We start from the raw sequence: 15,987 nt of genomic DNA, 5'->3' as shown, positions 1-15,987 counted from the left end.
ATCGCTGGATCCGCTTTTCGTGGTGCAACTCAAACACAACGACTTGACTAACTGAATGATCAAATATGCAGCGAACCTCACCTTGCTCTTCACCGAATGGCCTTTCGAGGATCGATTTAGCGCCGCGCGGGACGCTGGCTTTGAAGCCGTTGAGTTCAGTTTTCCACGAGACATGGCGGCAGCAGAAATAGCCGAAAAGTTACGTCGCACTGGCCTTCAACAGGTACTGGCAACAATGCCATTGCAACCTGGTAGTAAGGGGCTGGCTGCTCAGTCTGGAAAGGCTGGGGACTTCCGTAAGGATTTTAACCTAGGACTCGAATATGCCGTGGAAGGAGGAAGTCCACTGCTTCACGTGTTATCCGGTGTGGTCGAGCAGTCAAATTACGCTGTATCGAGTGGTCAATTTATCGACAACATGAACTGGGCCATCGAGGAGGCCGCCCGTTATGACGTAAAGGTTGTAATTGAAGCCATCAATCAAATTTCAGTGCCTGGGTATTTTATTCGAACACTGGCGGGGGCCGTCAACTGGACGCAAAGACTTGAAGGGCTAGGCCTAATTCTGGATCTTTATCATGCTGCGATGGAGCGACTGGATCCTCTTGCTTGCATTGACCTCCTTCTTCCTCAAACCGACCATTTACAGATTGCCGGATACCCAGGACGGCATGAGCCTAATGTCGGTAATTTGAACCTGCCTAGAGTTCTTGATTCGATAAGTGCACATTTTTATACGGGCTGGGTTGGGTGTGAATATCAACCTGCTATCGGCACACTCGAAGGTATGAGCTGGCTTGATCGTTTTTTTGCGATTTAAGAAGCCAGTAAAGCGGGTTGTTGGTTCAAATGTGAACATCCATACGCAACAGAGAGGTTGGTTGACTGTGCTGTTCCTCATCGATTTGGAAATAAGACGATGAGCACCAAACGCTACGCGTTTTGCTTGCTGAGTACGGTTACAGCCTGCCAAACGTGATCAGCCTGCTTGATTCGCAATCTGGTCGTCGTGTTCCAGCCACCGAATCCAATGTCGGCACACGTAAACCATGTCAGGTGAATATCTACAAAAATCCGCACACCGGCGAAGTCGTCCAAACCAAAGGCGGCAACCACAAGACGCTGAAAGAGTGGAAAGCGCAGTACGGCTCCGACACCGTCGAGTCCTGGCTGACCAAGTAAGTTTGGTTTGAGTACAAAGGGCCCAAAGGGGCCTTTTGTGTAGAAGAGTGAGGGACATTGGATCTGGCGTTAGTGTAGTGGGCGGTCACACCATGCGGCACTCATGCGTGCACCGCACTCATTGCGCGAGCGTCCGTGCCGACGCCAGTCACCTTTTCTGCCCTATGGCGGCGTTCATAGAAATTCCCTTCGGATGTCGATACTCGACCGTTCGCCAATATTCCGGTAGTTCTCCGTGAGCCACGTCTCGGCCTCGCGTCGTCCGTTGTCGCGTAGTCCGCAAAGGAAGTCCCAGTCCGCATTGTACTTGCTGGAAACGCTAAGCGCGCACATCGCCTTATCGGACTTAATCGAGTGGATCAGCACCTCCTTCATTTCGTTGCGATCAAGCTTGCCTTGTTGGATGAGGTCGGTGACAAAAGCGATGGTGCGCAGCTCACGCATCAGCGACGAGTTGAAGCTGATTTCACTGATGCGATTGAGAATGTCGGCAGCGGTAATGGGCACACCCGGGCGGACGAGCGGGTTGATGTGGACGATCACCACATCGCGCGTGTTGCAATGGTAAATCAACGGAAAAATAGCCGGGTTGCCCATATAGCCGCCATCCCAGTAGTGCTGCCCGTCGATCGTGATCGCCTGGAACAATGTTGGCACACAGGCCGAAGCAAGCACCGCTTCTGCGCAGACGTCCTCGCCGGTGAAGAGGCGTATCTTCCCCGTCTCGACATTGGTCGCACACAGATAGAGGTGGAACGGGCATTGCTTTCGTATGGCGGCGAAATCGATCTGACTCTCCAGCACCTCCCGCAATGGACTTAAGTTGCGGCGATTGAACTGGTAAGGCGAGAAGATACGAAGCGTCATGTCCGCGAACGTATACATGGGCGAATAGTCCAGCCCGAAGCTGTGCGTCCCTTTCAGCCATGGCATCCAGCGCAACGGGTTATAACGCTCGGCGGATTGCGCCACGGCGTACCAGAAATCGTGCAGCGCCTGGCGTGCGCCGGCGTCACCACCTTGGAGCATGCCATAGGCCAGCACGGCTGCATTCATCGCGCCGGCACTGGTTGCGCTGACCCCTTCAATGGCAAGCCTGCCGTCTCCGAGCAATCGATCGAGTACGCCCCAGGTGAACGCACCGTGCATCCCGCCGCCCTGTAACGCCAGCGCGACCGGCTTTCGCTCGTTACTGCCCTGAGGCTGGCCGTTGTTCGTGGTCATTCTTTATCTCCTCGTCGGTGCTGAGCCGAATCGAGAATTTGTTGCGGTGCCTCTCCTCGTCACGGGCTCGCCGCCGACACGCCGGTGCCCCATTCAGCACCCTGCGTCATCGATCGTTCATCCCCCGTTTGATGCCCATGCATCGAGCAGCGCCTTGGCTTGTAGCAGATCAACGCTGTCGAAGCCTTCTGTGAAAAAACTGTATATGTCGGCCAGCATTTGTCTGGCCGCCTCCTTGTCTTGTGTTGCCCATAGCTGTGCAAGGCTGACTGTGGCGCGGAGCTCGAGGGACTTTGCCCCTTGTTGTCGAGCGATCGAGATCGCCGTGTGAAAGCATGTTTGTGCTTCCTGTCGCACGGAAGAATCCTGTGGGTCTTCACCCGGACATTGCAGGGTAAGAGCACCCTTGAGTCGGTACAGCTCTGCTTCGTAAAAGTGCTCGCCTATTCTGTTCACCATAGCCAGAGCATCGGCCACGGTGTCCAATCCTGCCTGGGGTTGTCCGGCGCGCCCGTGCGCTGCGGCCAGCAGGGCCAGAAAATAAGTACATCCAAATTCTGCTCCGGCTGCCTGGTAATTGGCGATACCTTGGGTTATCTGAGCGATTCCTTCGTCAATGTTTCCCTGCTCGGCGCGAGCCCAACCTTGAAGAATATTCCCCCATGCCAAATAAAACGGAAACCCTCGTTCGAGAGAAAGCTTGATGGCGGCATCTGCACACTCTTCGGCGAGTTGTACGTCGTGCCGAAACTGCGCGAGCATCGATGTAGCAGAGAGGGTGAAGGCCAAGCTAATCGGGTGGGACAACTTGTCCAGAGCAAGGGTATCCCGGCTGCGCGTGCTTGCCTGATCAGGAAAACCCAAGTACCAAAGGCTCCAGGCCGAAAACGATAGGGCGTAGCCCGGATCCACGCCGTAGGTAATGGCATGTGCGCGATGCCGCTCCGGGATGTAGAGGGCACGCGCCTGCTCCTGATGGTCATGGGCATTGCGCAGATCACCCTGGAAAAACAATGTCTCCCCGAGTGCCGCATGGACTTCCACGAGCAAGTCCGGATCCTGCGCAGTTTGAGCAATACTGAGCAAGCGTTCACCCAGTTCGCATGCAGTTGCGTATTCCGCCCGCAACTCGTAGTAAGTCCACAGCCCCAGCAGCGCAGGGAAAAGCGAGTCGTCGCCTACTTGCGCGCACAGCGCCAGTGCGCGGGTGTAAGTGGTCGCTACCTCGGGTGCACTATAGCCTCGCACGGCCATCAAGGCCGGCCCCAGGGCGAGTAGTAGCGTCAGTTCCTGATGAGCACGCGCGGGCGTGTCGGGCAAATGCTTGAGCAATTCAAGCGCCGCTTCAAGATGACGCATGGCATCGAGTTGGGCGGAATGCTGGAGGGCCTGTTGCCCGGTACGGTGCAGGTATTCCACAGCCTTCGGGACATTGCCGCTCAGCCTATAGTGGTGCGCCAGTTCGCTGCAGTAATCGGCAATGCGGGTGGGGAACAGTGTCTCGATGGCCTGCGCCGTGCGTTCGTGCAGCGCGCTGCGCCGCTCCGTGAGTAGCGAGTGGCCTGCAATCTCCTGGGTCAGCGCATGTTTGAACGAATATTCCACCTCCGGAAATGCGGGCCGCTGGTAAATGAACTCCGCGGCCTCCAGTCGGGCGAGCAGATTACACAACTTGTCGTCCGTCCGAGCATCCTGCCCATTACAGATGCACTGGATCAGACTGAACGGAAACTCCTTGCCGATGACAGCGAGGGTCTGCAGCAATTCCTTCTCCGCCACGGGGAGCCGGTCGATACGGGCGGCGAGTACACCCTGCACGGTGGTGGGGATATGCAGTGCAGCCGGAGTTTGTTCGATCCGATATTGACCGGGTTTACCCAGCAGCAATTTCTCCTCGACCAGCGTTTGTACCACTTCCTCCATGAAGAACGGGTTGCCCTCCGTCTTATCCAGGATGAGCTGTTTGAGGGGGGCGAGGGAGGGATCGTCCCCAAGCAGGGTTGTGAGCAGTGCCTGTGCTTCGGCTGGGCCCAGCGGTTCGAGCCGCAGTTGGCTGCAATGATCCGCGCGCGTCCACACAGGCTGATACTCGGGCCGGTAGTTCACGAGGAGCAGGATCGGGGTGCTCGTCAAGCGATCGATGAAGTATGCGAGGAATGCTTCGGTCTCGCAGTCCAGCCATTGTAAATCCTCGAACAGCAGCTCGATCGGTTGATTGCGGCTCTCGCGCGCCAGCAGTTGAGTGATGGCGTCGAAGGTGCGATCGCGCCGGATCTGAGGATCCATTTCCGCGAGCACTGAACTGCGTTCGCCGATACCCAGCAGATAGAGCAGGTAGGGCACGAGATCCTCGAAGCTTCGCTCGAGTGTCAGGGTCTTGCCCATAACCTTTTCCCGGCACCGGCGCTCGTCGTCCTGGGCGGTAATCTGAAAATAGTTGTTCAGCAGCTCGATGAGCGGGAAATAGGCAAAGGCCTTGCCGTGCGACACCGAGAACGTCTCCAGCACCAGACAGCCACGCCGCGAGCGCTCCTTGAACTCATGAAACAGCCGTGACTTCCCGACACCGGCCTCGCCTACCACCGCGACGACCTTACTGTGGCCCGCTTTGGACTGTTCGAGTGCCTGATGCAGATGGTCGAGCTCGACCTGGCGGCCGACAAACCGGGCTAGCCCACGATGTGCCGACAGTTGCAGACGCGTGCGCAACGCGCCGAGCCCCTGCACCTCGTACACAACGAGGGGATCGGGAATGCCTTTGACTTGGGCGGCCCCCAGAGCCTTGAATTCGAAATAACCCTCCGCCAGCTTGTAGGTGGGCTCGCTCACCAGGATCGACGAGGGTGCGGCGATTCCTTCCATCCGGGATGCAATGTGGATCGTGTTCCCGACCGGATCGTAATCGGTGTGCAGATTGTCCGTGCGGATCGAACGCACGACCGCCTCTCCGGTATGGATGCCGACGCGGATTTGCAGCGGAATGCCTTTCTCCAGGCGAATGCGGTCGCCATGTCGATGTATCGCCTGCTGCATGCGCAGTGCCGCATACAACGCCCGCTGCGGATGATCCTCATGGGCGATGGGGGCGCCGAACAGCGCGAGTATGCCATCACCCAGTGTCTTGGCCACGTAGCCTTCGTAGTGGTGGACGGCTTCCATCATCAGCGCGACGACGGGCTCGATCAGGCGGTGGGCCTCTTCCGGATCGAGGTCATGGATCAACGCCGTGGAACCGGCCATGTCGGCAAAAAGTGCCGTGATGGTTTTACGCTCACCGGCGGTCTCACCACGGGCTTCCATAGCCGCCTGTTCGGCGCGGATGCGCTCGGCAAGGTGGTGGGGCGTGTAATGAATGGGATCTGGAGAGGGCTCTGAAACAGGCTCGGCGCGCGGTGATGGTGCAGCAGGCGCATCGGTCAGCGGCGCGCCGCATTCACTGCAAAATTTGGCGGAAAGGCTCGCCTCGTGGCCGCAGCGCGGACAGCAGCGGGACAACTTGACGCCGCACGCTTCACAGAAGCTGGCCTCGGAGGGACTCTCGAATCCGCAGTTTGCGCAGCGCATACGATCTCTTCCCTTTTGCAGTCGTTCAAGAAGACCAGTCAAAAGACGGGAAGCGTGACACCAAACCGGCAAAGGACAAGCTGAAGTCATTGGGCCGGTACGTTTGGGCAGCCTTTTAACCCTCTGTATCAAAGATAGTTTGTATCGTGGTATCGAGAAGTAAAATTCGCTTATGGAGAAAGACCTGTGATCACTGGACGCTGAAAGAGTGGAAGGCCGAATGCGGCTCTGACACGGTTGAGTCCTGGCTGACCAAGTGATTTAGGTTTGAGTACAAGAAAGGGCCCATCGAGGGCCATTTTTGTTGATTCAAGTTACCGGTGCTTTCCTTCAAGACTAGAGAGTGGTTTGTGAGCCGACGAGGATTAGGGCGACGCGACCTTCACGTCAAAAACAGGGACATTTTGTCAGGACGGACTGCATTGCTTATCGGCGATCTAGCCAAACAGTTTGTGCATTACAAAACTCATGGATGCCAAAGTGCGATAACTCTCGTCCAAATCCGCTTTTTTTGACCCCTCCAATTGGAACGCGTGGATCCGACGCTGAATAGCCGTTGATGAACACAGCACCAGTGACCATTCTGGATGCTAGGTGCTTTGCATTTTCTGTGTCCGCTGTCCAAAGACTTCCTGACAAGCCGAACTCGCTGTTGTTAGCCAATTCCAGAGCGTGTTCAGTATCATCCGCCACAATCAGCGACGCTACTGGGCCAAAGAGTTCCTCCTTAAAAGATGTCATTTCAGAAGTTACGCCAGAAAGTATAGTCGGCTCGTAGTAATTTCCTGGCAGCGCACTCTTGTTACCACCCAGAAGCAGTCTCGCCCCTTGTTTTAACGTGGCCTGAACTTGTTCATGTAGCTCCTGGCGTAGATCGAAGCGGGCCATGGGGCCAATGTAGGTTGCCTCGTCTAGGGGGGCTCCCACCTTCAGTGCCGACACTGCTGCGACGAATTTCTTTTCAAATTTTTTCGCCACGCTTTTTTCTAAAATAATACGCTTTGCTGCAATGCAAACTTGCCCTGTGTTCTGAAAGCGCCCAACGACCGCTGCTTTAACCGCCTCCTCAATATCCGCATCGGCAAGCACGATGAATGGATCAGATCCCCCTAACTCCAGTACGCATTTTTTCAATGCAGCACCTGCTTGAGAGGCAATTGCTGATCCGGCTCTTACACTGCCTGTAACAGCAACTGTTGCGATTCGAGGGTCTTCGATGGCTTTAGATACGCCAGCGGGAGGAACGTTGATGACTTCGAAGACGCCCATTGGCGCACCTGCTTGTTGCCAAGCGTCTTGAAGCAAATAAGCACATCCCATCACATTTGGAGCGTGTTTAAGTACATAAGGGTTTCCTGACAATATGATTGGGACAGCGCCCCTCATGATCTGCCAGAAAGGAAAATTCCAAGGCATCACCGCGAGAACAGCCCCTAACGGCCGGTACATCACGAAAGCTTTGCCGTCTTCAACCAGAGTTGGCTCAGGCGCCAACATTTTAGGGCCTTCCTCCGCATACCATTCGCAGAGCGCTGCACATTTTTCGATCTCTGCGCGTCCTTGCGCGATAGGTTTTCCCATTTCGTTTGCGGCCATTATGGCCATAGAGTTCGCTTGCTTTCGTAACTCTGTTGCCAAATTCAACAAAACTGTCACTCGGACGTTGATGTCAACGACACTCCATTTATCAAAGCCTTTTTGTACGCGTGTCAACGCTGCGTCCAATTGGCCAGGCGTTTGATAAGAATAACGACCAATTTCTTCGCCACTGGTCGGGCAGAGCGAAACTGCTGCTCCCATACTATCAAAACTCATCGTAGTGCTCTCTAGTGGTTGGATTTGAAGATGTATTCAAAATCCCCTGGTCTTAAAGAGCAAGTATCAGAACTGGAGAAGGGGATTCTGACAGTTAATAAATTTCAGCATCGATATTTGTCGTGTTGAATGCAATCAGACATTTGTATGAATGTAGACGAATGATTTGTACGAAGTTATGAGTTTGGTTGTAATGTTTTGCGTAGTCTGATTCAGTCTGACCTGAACTGGTTGAGACACTGCCATCCGCTGCACTTGAGCCTCCATTGTTCGTCCGAGAAGACATGAAGCAGCTTGGAATGCATGGATGTCTAAATCTCTAGCTTGTTGCTGCCATCGCAACCTGCAAGTGGAATGTCGCCAATACAGCTAAGTGGGCAACCATTCATTACTTTCCGTGATAATAAAACAACCGCGTTTGTTTCGCCCATTCAACGCAAATTTTTGATCGTCAATTATGATACATATCCCAGTTCGCGGCTGATGTCTGCACTGCATGTCAATAACAAGTTCTTGAATTGATCCTGAGCGCCAGGGGGATCCATCACCGCATCGGGGCCTGAGAGGTTGATCGCTGCGGTTACTACCCCCTTATGGTCTTTGATTGATGTAGCAATTGCGGTTGAGTAATCTGATCGATGCAGCACCCAGCCTCGCTGACGGTCATTTGAGATCAAGGTCTGAAGTTCAGGGAGAGTTCGAGGCGCCGGTGAGGGATAGTCGTCTAGCCTAATGTGTTGATAGAGCGCCGCTAACTCAATATCATCCAGCGCAGTTAGTAACATTCTTCCCATGGCTGTGCAGTGGCAAGCGATTCGCGTCCCGATGGGTATGTTGACAGAGAGGCGTTGAGCAGCAAACGCTCGATAAACGTAGAGACTGTCGGTCTGCTCACGAATAGTCAGATGACAAGACAGAGAAGTGCGGTCTCGCAACAGATTGAGGTGCGGCATAGCCACTTCGACAATATCTCGGTTAGCCAAGTAGCTAAATCCGTCACTGATGACTCGTGCGCCTAGTTCGTATTGTGTGTTTATCTTATTTAGGTAGCCGGTGTTGATGAGCGTGAATAATATCCGGTATACCGCCGAAGTACTGACGCCCAGTCTTTCAGATATTTCGTGGATGTTCAGACTGCGCGTCGTTGCATTGAATAGTCCTAACACACTTAGCCCCCGAGCCAGAGCTGGCACACTGTAGTCAGCCTCCTTATCTGGTGTGTCGAGAATGGTCATCGTGGTCTCCGATTGAGATAAGAGCGAGAGTAATTCGACGGATGAAAGACGAATTGTTGAGCAGGTTTTCCTGCTCAACAATTTATGCTTTCGCCTACGGTGAGTTTCAGACCAACGCTTCGATGCCTACTACCATTCCATCGAACTCTCTCATGGCATCCATCAATGCTCCCTTGAAATAGTCCAGAGAAGCGCGATCAAAGAGGATCTGAAAAACTGGTGTAGCTACCGAACCCAGATTGATCACAATCACGTTGATACGCGCTGCTGACGTCTGTGCCACGGCGCCAGGCGCAAACGCCTGCGGCCGGAGGTCGACACCGCAAAGCTTGGCCATGACCTCGGCGATGTGGACTCCGCTCAGTACCAGCCAGCCATGACTGTCCTCGCGAGGTAGCAAGTAGTTGGCATTGTGATCCATTTCCCAACGTGCTTCTTCGTCGGCAATGCGCTCACCGCGATCTAGTAAACTTCCCAAGACTAGGTATTCGGTTTGCGAGAGCCGCGCGACGTGGCTTCCGTCCGCCTGAGTCACTGCACGATTTGGCGAGTCCGGCAGAGTGAAGCCTCGTGCCAGCAAATACGCTGCGCTGTCCGTGCCACGAAAGCCGACTCTGGGCACTTCGGTCAAGTCGACCACGGCGCATTGTTGCAATGGGCTCAGCCCGATATGATTTTCTGCATTGAGGCTGGACATGTCAGAGCTCCTGGCGCTTGTTTTCAGGGTCGAAGAAAGGCAGTTTCACCACGGTGGCATGCACAATTACGCCGTTCTCGACGCGGATCGGAATCTGCTGTCCTGGGGAGCTTTGATTAAAGCCGGCGTAAGCCAGGCCAATGATCTGGCCGAGGGATTGCGAATACTCGCAGGAGCTTACGTTGCCACTGATGTCCGGGCCGTTGAGCACCAGATGACCTTCCAGCGGCAGGGGACTGGACTTAGGCAGTGTAAAACCGACCAGTTTGCGCTTCTGCGGTTGGGCTTCGAGAATGTCCACCGAGCGACGACCCACGAAGAACGGTTTGTTCCGGCTGACCGCCCAACCCATGTCGATCTCGGCCGGATGGGTCATCCCATCGGTGTCCTGGCTAATGATCACGTGCCCCTTTTCAAGACGCAGTAGACGCTGGGTTTCGACGCCGAAAGGGCGTATGTCGAACGACTTGCCAGCTTCCATCAAAGCGTCCCAGAGCTTCAACGCGTGCCGGGCAGGGACGTGAATTTCATAGCCCAGTTCACCGACAAAACCTACTCGCATTAGACGTGCCTTGATCCCAGCCACCGTACCTTGGTGCACGCCCAGATACGGGAATCCTTCCGCCGATAAATCCAGATCGGTACAGACTTTCTCCAACACTTTGCGTGAATCCGGCCCTGCTACGTTGACCGCCGAGATGGCGGCCGTGACGTTGGCGATGTCGACATTCAGCCGCCACTGCGCATTCCACTTGAGCATCTGTTGATAGATGCGATCCACGCCGCTTGTGGTGGCGGTGACGTAAAAATGGTTTTCGGCGAAGCGTGCGCAAACGCCGTCGTCAATCACTACACCGTGTTCATTGGTCATTAGGGCATAACGCGAACGGCCCACTGGCTGCTTGAGAAAGGTGAAGGTGTACATACGGTTGAGCAGTTCGGCGGCGTCCGGGCCGCGTACATCCAGACCTCCGAGGGTCGAAACGTCGATGATGCCGACCTTGTTGCGTACGTGCAGCGCTTCGGCCTGCATACATTTGTCGCGTTCGTTCGCCTTGCCGTAATACGCCGGACGTTGCCAGATTCCCGCAGGCATCATTTTGGCCCCGGCATCCAAGTGTCGTCTGTGCATCGGAGTCTGCCGGTACGGATCGAAAGCGCGGCCGGCAACATGAGCGAGTTTTTCCGCTTCGAACGGTGGTCGGGCGGTGGTGACGCCGGTTTCGCTGACGCTACGTTGAGTCGAAGACGCTACCAGTCGTGCGGTCGGTAATGCAGAGTGACGACCTTGAGATGGCCCCATGCCCACCGTGGAATAACGTTTAACCAGCTGAATGTCTCGATAGCCAATTTTGGTTGCGCTGATGATGTCGCGCACTTGCAGGTCTTCATCGAAATCGACGAAATCCTTGCCTTTGGGGTGCGGGAAGATCGGCCACGGGAAGTTGACCTGCGCTTCGGCGCGCAGCGGCAGTGGCTTGGCAGTCAGTTGCAGGTTCAGTGCAACGACGATCTCGGCCGCGCGGTGCGTGGCGTCCGCCAGTACGTTGTCCAGCGCGTGAAAACCGTTCGCCGAGCCCGTGACGCCAAGGTTTTTCGGCAGGCCGCTGAGGGTGAATTCGGCCAGTTGATCGTCATACGCCAGCTTGCCGCCTGCCTGACACAACAACTGATAGACCGGCATGTAGCCGCCGGACATGCACAGCAGGTCGCAGTCCAGAATGAACCCGCTGTTGGCCACTTGGCCCTGGCCGGTGATCTTGCGGATATCAGCGCCGCTGACATGGCGCATGCCTTTTTCGTGCAAGGCTTCGAACACGGTGCTGCCGAGGTGACAGGTGATTCCGCGTTTCTCCAGAGCCAACAGCAGCGCGCGATCGGCCGGGTTGGTGCGCATGTCTACCAATGCAGAAACCTCAACTCCCTGCTCATGCAAATCCAGCGCTGCAAGGTATCCATCATCATTGCCGGTCAGCACCACCGCTCGGTTACCCGGTTTGACTGCATAGAGCTTCATCAAGCGCTGTGCGGCGCTGGTCAGCATCACACCAGGTAGGTCGTTGTTACGGAAGATTACCGGTTGATCGAACGAGCCGCTGGCGATCAGGCACTGGGTCGCACGGACTTTGTACATGCGTTTGCCCTGAATCACGGGCAGGTAGTTGTCTGTGAACCAGGCGTTGCAGGTGGCTTCTTTTAGTACATGAATATTGGCGTGGCCCTCAACGGCGTTAACCAGCTCATGGCGCAGGGTTTCGGCGCGGCTTCCTTCCAGATCGAAGCGGGCATAGGTCAGTGAACCACCGAGCACCTGCTGTTGCTCGATCAGTAGCACCTTGGCCCCGGAATTGGCGGCGGTCAGTGCGGCCTGCAAACCTGCCGGGCCTGCGCCAATCACTGCCAGGTCAGCAAATAGATAGGCTTTGTCGTAGTACTCGGGCTGGAATTTCAGGTCAAGTACGCCCAAACCGGCTTTCTTGCGGATGATCGGCTCCCACACCTTCCACATGCCTTTAGGCTTATAGAATGAGCGGTAGTAAAAACCCACTGGCATGAATTTGGAAAACTTACCGAGGTAAGCGTCCTTGTCATTATCCAGCGAGCCGTTGAAATTTTGCCCGGTAACTTCTATGCCGCTTTCCAACGAATAGGTGTCGGCGAGTACATTGGGCTCACTCGGCAACTGCACCAGCGTGTTAGCGTCTTGTCCAGCCATGGTCAGCGGGCCGCGAGGACGGTGGTATTTGAACGAGCGGGACAGTAGAAACCGACCATTGGCGAGCAGCGCGCTGGCGATACTGTCGCCCTCGAAACCCTGATATGGCTTGCCGTCGAAACTGAAATTAAGCGGCTGATTACGGTCGATTAGCAGGCCCATGGGTGCGGGTAGACGGCTCATTTGACGCTCTCCTTGGCGGTGGCGGCATGGAAGTCGACGCGGACGTTGAACACTTCCTTTGGATCAAGGGTGCGAAGTATTTCGTCACTGCCAGTGTGGCGCTCTGCCAGGAACCAGTAGCTGGAAGGATTGTGCATCCACCATTCACGCACGACGCCTAGGGAGTCTTCGCTATTGAAAACGTAGTCGGCCCACTCAGTGTCGGTGCAGGTCTGAGGATCAGGCATCTGCTTGAACTCGCCGCCATAGGTGAATTCACTGATGTTGCGCGGCCCGTTGAGCGGGCAAGTCATGACTTTCATTCGTCGCTCTCCGTCAGTGACTGGCCGCTGTCGCGCCCATTTCGTTGACTTGCTGGAAGGTGGAAAAGCGCTCCAGACCAAACGGTTTGATCAGCTCCGGCACCTTGCCGCCGCTGGCCACCAGTTCGGCCATGGTCTTGCCGCAGATCGGTGTGGCCTTGAAGCCCCAAGTCCCCCAACCCGCGTCGAGGTAGTAATTCTTCACTGGCGATAGGCCCATGATCGGACTGTAGTCTGGGGTCATGTCTGTGATCCCAGCCCATTGACGCATCAGTTTGGCGTTGGCCAGAAACGGGAACATCTCGATAGCGTGAGCCAGCAGGCTTTCTTTCAAATCCAGCGTCGAGCGGGTATTGAACAGCGGGTAGGGGTCGGAGCCGCCGCCGAACACTACTTCGCCACGACTGGTCTGTTGCACGTAGCAATGCAGGGCAGAAGAGCTCACGAGTGGGTCGAGGAAGGGCTTAAAGGGCTGGGTGACCATGGCTTGCAGCGGGAAGGTCTGAATAGGTGAGCGAATTCCTGCCTTCTTCATCAGCTGTGAACTCATGCCCGCCACAGCCTGCACCGCACAGCCGCACTTGATGGTGCCGCGATTGGTTTTCACCGCAGTGATGGTTCCGTTCTCAATGACCAGTTCCTGCACTTCGGTGAGCTGATGAATCTCGACACCACGCTTGGCCGCCTGTTTGGCGTATCCCCAGGCTACGGCGTCGTGTCGCGCAGTAGCGCCGTCGATGTGCCAGAGACCAGCGATCACGGGTAAGTGACCCGGATCGAGATTAAGGGTCGGTACCAGTTCACGAATTTGCTGGCGATCGATCATCTCGGTGCGACCACCGAAGTGTTTGTTGACCTCGGCGCGCTGACGGAACGAGCGGACTGTGGCATCGGTGTGCGCCAGGGTCAGTTGGCCGCGATGGGAGTACATGATGTTGAAGTCGAATTCGTTGGACAGGCTTTCGAACATCCGCACCGACTCGGCGTAGAAACGCACACCTTCGCTGGTCAGGTAGTTGGAGCGGATCACGGCGGTATTGCGCGCGGTGTTGCCGCCGCCCAGATAGCCCTTTTCCAGCACCGCAATGTTTGTGATGCCGTGGTACTTCGATAGGTAGTAGGCGGTGGCGAGGCCATGACCGCCACCGCCGATGATCACCACGTCATAGGAGGACTTGAGCTCTTTCGGCGCAGGCAGATCCACCTCGACGGGATACTCCGAGCTGAGTCCGTATTTCAGGAGATTGAAAGGCATGGGGCCTCCGAGGAGCTGCGTTGTGCATGGGCTTGCTGTTCAGCAGCAGTCACCGTGTTTTTCATCAGAAAGGCGATGGTCATCGGGCCGACACCGCCGGGCACTGGAGTGATGGCAGAGACCAGGGGCAGGGCACTGTCAAAGTCGACATCACCGACCAGGCGGCTCTGGCCATCCTCGTTAATGCGGTTAATACCGACATCGATCACCACCGCGCCGGGTTTGAGCCAGCTGGCATCGATCATTCTTGGACGGCCAACGGCGGCGACGACAATATCGGCCTGACGGCACAGGTTTTTGGCGTCAACACTGCGCGAATGCACCACTGTTACCGAGCAATGCGCCTTGAGCAGCAGAGCGGCCATGGGCTTACCAACGATGTTCGAGCGGCCGATGACTACCGCATGTTTACCGCTGAGGTCACCGCAGACATCTTCCAGTAACTGCATGCAGCCACTTGGGGTGCAAGGCGTTAAAACGTTGCGACCCTGGCTCAGGCCGCCGACGTTTTCGCTGTGAAAACCGTCCACATCCTTGCCCGGAGCGATGGCTTGTAATGCTCGGGTTTCTTCGATGTGCGACGGTAGCGGCAACTGCAGAAGGATGCCGTTGACGCTGTCGTCATTGTTCAGTTCGGTGATCAGCTTGAGCAACTGTGCCTGTGTCGTGTCGGCACTCAGGCGGTATTCAAGTGAGCGGATACCGGCTTCTTCGGCGCGCAGAATTTTGTTGCGAACGTAGACCTGGCTGGCCGGATCCTGGCCCACCAGAATCACCGCCAACGCAGGTTCGATGCCGTCGGCTTTAAGGCGTTGCACATCGGCTTTGACCAGCGTCAAGACGCGATTGGCGGCCGCTTTGCCATCGATGAGTTTGGAAGTGTTCATCGGAAAATCACCGTTCTGTCCTTGTTAAGGAATACCCGGTGTTCCAGGTGGTATTTCACCGCTTTAGATAGCGCCACGGTTTCGGTGTCGCGCCCAATAGCGACCAGATCCTCTGGCAGATGCGCGTGATCAACACGCTGTACTTCCTGTTCGATGATTGGGCCTTCGTCCAAATCGCTGGTGACATAGTGGGCAGTGGCGCCGATCAATTTCACGCCACGTTCATAAGCCTGGTGATAAGGCTTGGCGCCCTTGAAACCAGGGAGGAACGAGTGGTGAATGTTGATGGCCCTACCTGAAATCTGTTTGCACAGGTCATCGGACAGAATCTGCATATAGCGGGCGAGAACAACCAACTCCGTGCCGGTTTCGTCGACCACTTTCATCAGCGCGGCTTCCTGTTGAGCCTTGGTGTCCTTGGTCACCGGCAGGTAGATGAAGCGAATGCCTTCACGCTCGGCCATTGGGCGCAGGTCAAGGTGGTTGGAGACAATGGCGGTGAGCGTCATGTCCATCTCGCCCTTGTGATAGCGGTACAGGAGGTCAGTCAGACAGTGGTCGAACTTGCTGACCATCAGTAGTACGCGCATGGGTACGCGGGTGTCGTGCAGCTCCCAGTTCATGTCGAATGCCTGGGCAACGTCGATGAAGCCGTCCTTGATCTGCTGGATATCGCCCTGATGGCCATCGTTGAAACGGAACACGGCACGCATGAAGAACTTGCCGCTGAACTCGTCGTCGAACTGCGCCATTTCACCGATATAGCAAGCGTTGCCTGCCAGGTATGAGGTTACCGCCGCAACGATACCGGAGGTCGCCGGACAACTGATCTTGAGAATGAAATGGTTCTTTTCGTGTTGCATCACGTTTCCTCAGATAAATGGCGGCAGCTGACTAAAGGGCGAAATTCAGGGGTAAAAATCTTTT

Annotated in this window: 12 protein-coding genes and 1 pseudogene; 3 read left to right on the top strand and 10 right to left on the bottom strand. The window is 55.7% G+C overall.

From position 1 onward, the window contains the following. Window positions 1-55 precede the first annotated feature (55 nt). Both KGB29_RS07025 and KGB29_RS07020 read left to right on the top strand, forming a co-directional pair. Window positions 56-820 carry a hydroxypyruvate isomerase family protein gene (locus KGB29_RS07025; protein ID WP_223616301.1) on the top strand — a complete coding sequence of 255 codons (765 nt, stop codon included), beginning with the start codon at window positions 56-58 and terminating at the stop codon, window positions 818-820. Window positions 821-933: 113 nt separating this feature from the next. Next, a pseudogene (locus KGB29_RS07020) lies at window positions 934-1,182 on the top strand (histone-like nucleoid-structuring protein, MvaT/MvaU family); the annotation flags it as partial. A gap of 174 nt (window positions 1,183-1,356) precedes the next feature. On the opposite strand, the gene KGB29_RS07015 reads toward KGB29_RS07020, so the two are convergent. Together KGB29_RS07015 and KGB29_RS07010 are read right to left on the bottom strand one after the other, a co-directional pair. Then, the gene (locus tag KGB29_RS07015; RefSeq protein WP_223616300.1) at window positions 1,357-2,406 is read right to left on the bottom strand and encodes a patatin-like phospholipase family protein; all 1,050 of its coding nucleotides are present in this window, start codon (window positions 2,404-2,406) and stop codon (window positions 1,357-1,359) included. Between the two features lie 117 nt (window positions 2,407-2,523). Beyond that, on the bottom strand, window positions 2,524-5,970 hold the full coding sequence (locus tag KGB29_RS07010; protein ID WP_223616299.1) for an adenylate/guanylate cyclase domain-containing protein: 3,447 nt from the start codon (window positions 5,968-5,970) through the stop codon (window positions 2,524-2,526). A 146-nt stretch (window positions 5,971-6,116) separates the two neighbouring features. Between KGB29_RS07010 and KGB29_RS28820 the strand changes: the two genes are divergently transcribed. After that, window positions 6,117-6,230: a hypothetical protein gene (locus KGB29_RS28820; protein ID WP_411740510.1), complete on the top strand. Its 114-nt coding sequence runs from the start codon at window positions 6,117-6,119 to the stop codon at window positions 6,228-6,230. A 166-nt stretch (window positions 6,231-6,396) separates the two neighbouring features. On the opposite strand, the gene KGB29_RS07005 is transcribed toward KGB29_RS28820, so the two are convergent. From KGB29_RS07005 to purU, 8 genes are all read right to left on the bottom strand, one after another. Then, complete coding sequence (locus KGB29_RS07005; protein ID WP_223616298.1) at window positions 6,397-7,785, bottom strand: aldehyde dehydrogenase family protein; 1,389 nt, start codon at window positions 7,783-7,785, stop codon at window positions 6,397-6,399. Window positions 7,786-8,240: 455 nt separating this feature from the next. Beyond that, window positions 8,241-9,020 (bottom strand): IclR family transcriptional regulator, encoded by a 780-nt coding sequence (locus tag KGB29_RS07000; RefSeq protein ID WP_223616297.1) that lies wholly within the window; start codon window positions 9,018-9,020, stop codon window positions 8,241-8,243. Between the two features lie 106 nt (window positions 9,021-9,126). Next, a complete protein-coding gene (locus tag KGB29_RS06995) occupies window positions 9,127-9,717 on the bottom strand; it encodes a sarcosine oxidase subunit gamma (RefSeq protein ID WP_223616296.1) in 591 nt (196 codons plus the stop codon). Window position 9,718: 1 nt separating this feature from the next. Continuing rightward, window positions 9,719-12,616 carry a 2Fe-2S iron-sulfur cluster-binding protein gene (locus KGB29_RS06990; RefSeq protein ID WP_223616295.1) on the bottom strand — a complete coding sequence of 966 codons (2,898 nt, stop codon included), beginning with the start codon at window positions 12,614-12,616 and terminating at the stop codon, window positions 9,719-9,721. Then, window positions 12,613-12,918: a sarcosine oxidase subunit delta gene (locus tag KGB29_RS06985; RefSeq protein ID WP_223616294.1), complete on the bottom strand. Its 306-nt coding sequence runs from the start codon at window positions 12,916-12,918 to the stop codon at window positions 12,613-12,615. Before KGB29_RS06985 ends, KGB29_RS06990 begins: the two co-directional genes overlap by 4 nt. 13 nt (window positions 12,919-12,931) lie before the next feature. Then, a complete protein-coding gene (locus KGB29_RS06980) occupies window positions 12,932-14,173 on the bottom strand; it encodes an FAD-dependent oxidoreductase (RefSeq protein WP_223616293.1) in 1,242 nt (413 codons plus the stop codon). Further along, window positions 14,155-15,060 carry a bifunctional methylenetetrahydrofolate dehydrogenase/methenyltetrahydrofolate cyclohydrolase FolD gene (folD, locus tag KGB29_RS06975; RefSeq protein ID WP_223616292.1) on the bottom strand — a complete coding sequence of 302 codons (906 nt, stop codon included), beginning with the start codon at window positions 15,058-15,060 and terminating at the stop codon, window positions 14,155-14,157. Before folD ends, KGB29_RS06980 begins: the two co-directional genes overlap by 19 nt. Next, window positions 15,057-15,923, bottom strand: coding sequence for a formyltetrahydrofolate deformylase (purU, locus tag KGB29_RS06970; protein WP_223616291.1), 867 nt, complete (start codon window positions 15,921-15,923; stop codon window positions 15,057-15,059). The genes folD and purU overlap by 4 nt, the downstream gene beginning before the upstream one ends. Between the last annotated feature and the right edge of the window lie 64 nt (window positions 15,924-15,987).

Source organism: Pseudomonas sp. BF-B-30, from assembly GCF_019956305.1.
Taxonomy (GTDB): Bacteria; Pseudomonadota; Gammaproteobacteria; order Pseudomonadales; family Pseudomonadaceae; genus Aquipseudomonas; species Aquipseudomonas jessenii.
This window is presented reverse-complemented; position numbering and strand designations above follow the sequence as displayed.

What these genes read in the sequence shown, in the direction of transcription:
- KGB29_RS07025 (WP_223616301.1), top strand. Translation starts at nt 56, where the DNA reads ATGATCAAATATGCAGCGAACCTCACCTTGCTCTTCACCGAATGGCCT.
- KGB29_RS07015 (WP_223616300.1), bottom strand. Translation starts at nt 2,406, where the DNA reads ATGACCACGAACAACGGCCAGCCTCAGGGCAGTAACGAGCGAAAGCCG.
- KGB29_RS07010 (WP_223616299.1), bottom strand. Translation starts at nt 5,970, where the DNA reads ATGCGCTGCGCAAACTGCGGATTCGAGAGTCCCTCCGAGGCCAGCTTC.
- KGB29_RS07005 (WP_223616298.1), bottom strand. Translation starts at nt 7,785, where the DNA reads ATGAGTTTTGATAGTATGGGAGCAGCAGTTTCGCTCTGCCCGACCAGT.
- KGB29_RS07000 (WP_223616297.1), bottom strand. Translation starts at nt 9,020, where the DNA reads ATGACCATTCTCGACACACCAGATAAGGAGGCTGACTACAGTGTGCCA.
- KGB29_RS06995 (WP_223616296.1), bottom strand. Translation starts at nt 9,717, where the DNA reads ATGTCCAGCCTCAATGCAGAAAATCATATCGGGCTGAGCCCATTGCAA.
- KGB29_RS06990 (WP_223616295.1), bottom strand. Translation starts at nt 12,616, where the DNA reads ATGAGCCGTCTACCCGCACCCATGGGCCTGCTAATCGACCGTAATCAG.
- KGB29_RS06985 (WP_223616294.1), bottom strand. Translation starts at nt 12,918, where the DNA reads ATGAAAGTCATGACTTGCCCGCTCAACGGGCCGCGCAACATCAGTGAA.
- KGB29_RS06980 (WP_223616293.1), bottom strand. Translation starts at nt 14,173, where the DNA reads ATGCCTTTCAATCTCCTGAAATACGGACTCAGCTCGGAGTATCCCGTC.
- folD (WP_223616292.1), bottom strand. Translation starts at nt 15,060, where the DNA reads ATGAACACTTCCAAACTCATCGATGGCAAAGCGGCCGCCAATCGCGTC.
- purU (WP_223616291.1), bottom strand. Translation starts at nt 15,923, where the DNA reads ATGCAACACGAAAAGAACCATTTCATTCTCAAGATCAGTTGTCCGGCG.